This window comes from Mesorhizobium sp. M7D.F.Ca.US.004.03.1.1, from assembly GCF_003998635.1.
In the GTDB taxonomy this organism is placed as follows: domain Bacteria; phylum Pseudomonadota; class Alphaproteobacteria; order Rhizobiales; family Rhizobiaceae; genus Mesorhizobium; species Mesorhizobium loti.
Map to the genome: position 1 here is coordinate 1 of NZ_RZQG01001422.1, position 1,004 is coordinate 1,004.

Here is a 1,004-nt window from a genome sequence, read left to right on the forward strand (position 1 = left end):
GGAGGTTTCGCTGCCGGCCGAGATTCGCTGCATCACCGCGCTTGCCTATGCCGACGATGGCACGCTGTGGCTGGCCAATGGTTCGGCCGAGCACGCGCCTTCGCAATGGGCCGCCGATCTGATGAAGAAGGGTGCTACTGGTTCGCTTTGGAAGCGGGATGCGGCGGGCGGTGATTTTCACAAGGTCGCCAGCGACATTGCCTTTCCTTATGGGCTGCACTCAGTCGGCAGGGATGTGCTGGTCAGCGAAAGCTGGCGTCACCAGCTCGTCCGCTTCGATGGCGCGACGGGCAACCGTTCGACGATTCTTGCGCATCTGCCTGGTTATCCCGCGCGGCTGTCGCCGTCCGCCGATGGCGGCGCGTGGCTGACCCTGTTTGCGCCGCGCAACCGGCTGATCGAATTCGTGCTGCAGGAAACGCATTACCGGCAGGATATGCTGAGCCAAGTGCCGCCTGCCTACTGGATCGCGCCGGCGCTGGCATCCAGTCGCAGCTTCCTCGAGCCGCTGCAATGCGGCGGCATCCGCACCATGGGCATCCACAAGCCATGGTCGCCGAGCCGCTCCTACGGGCTAGTGGTCAGGCTCGACCAGAAGATGCAGCCGCAATTCAGCCTGCACAGCCGCGCCAACGGCACGCGTCACGGCATCTGCAGTGTCGCCGAGAAGGATGGCCTTCTGTTCATCGCCTCCAGGGGCGGCGACTGCGTGCTGGCCATCGACCTCGCATCGGGAGGTTTCTGATGGAACCGATCGTCCGTCTGGAGAACGTCACCAAGAACTATCGCGGCGTGCCCGCGGTGAAGAACGTCAGTTTTGAACTGCGCAAGGGCGAGATCCACGCGCTGCTCGGCGAAAATGGTGCTGGCAAATCGACGCTGACCAAGATCATCGCCGGCGTGGTCGACGCCACCTCAGGCAAGATGTTCCACAAGGGCCGGGAGATCGCCTACGCCTCGCCGCACGCAGCACTTGAAGCCGGCATCGCCATGGTGTTCCAGGA

General features: G+C 63.6%; 2 protein-coding genes. Both read left to right on the plus strand.

What is annotated here, in order from left to right; translation table 11 throughout:
- On the plus strand, nucleotides 1-745 hold a 745-nt coding region (locus EN935_RS37605), incomplete at its 5' end, for a hypothetical protein (protein WP_127374320.1).
- Nucleotides 745-1,004: ATP-binding cassette domain-containing protein (locus EN935_RS37610; protein WP_127374321.1), on the plus strand; the 260-nt coding region annotated here is incomplete at its 3' end. The genes EN935_RS37605 and EN935_RS37610, both read left to right, overlap by 1 nt.